Source organism: Shewanella electrica, from assembly GCF_022321485.1.
In the GTDB taxonomy this organism is placed as follows: Bacteria; Pseudomonadota; Gammaproteobacteria; order Enterobacterales; family Shewanellaceae; genus Shewanella; species Shewanella electrica.
This window is the reverse complement of record NZ_JAKOGG010000611.1, coordinates 1-247: the sequence shown is the minus strand read 5'-3', so window position 1 is coordinate 247 and position 247 is coordinate 1. Positions and strand designations below refer to the sequence as shown.

Here is a 247-nt window from a genome sequence, read left to right as displayed (position 1 = left end):
CCCCGTTCTCCTCAAAAACTGGAGGCTTATAATCTTTCTTAAACCATTCATCATCCAATATCTCAGGTATAGTGATACGAGTGGTGGGATCAGGATCCAAGATTCGTGTAATCAATTTCCTGGCACTGAAAGAAAGCCATGGGGGGCAAGTAAATTCAGCAACTGAGATTTTTTTATACAGGTTCATAAGATTAGGGTCATCGAAAGGCAAGTAACCTGCAACCAATACAAAGAGAATAACCCCACA

At 40.9% G+C, this 247-nt stretch carries 1 protein-coding gene; it reads right to left on the bottom strand.

Annotated elements, in window-relative coordinates:
- Positions 1-247 (bottom strand): protein kinase family protein (locus tag L9G74_RS24540; protein WP_238898898.1); only part of this gene is annotated, 247 nt, incomplete at both ends.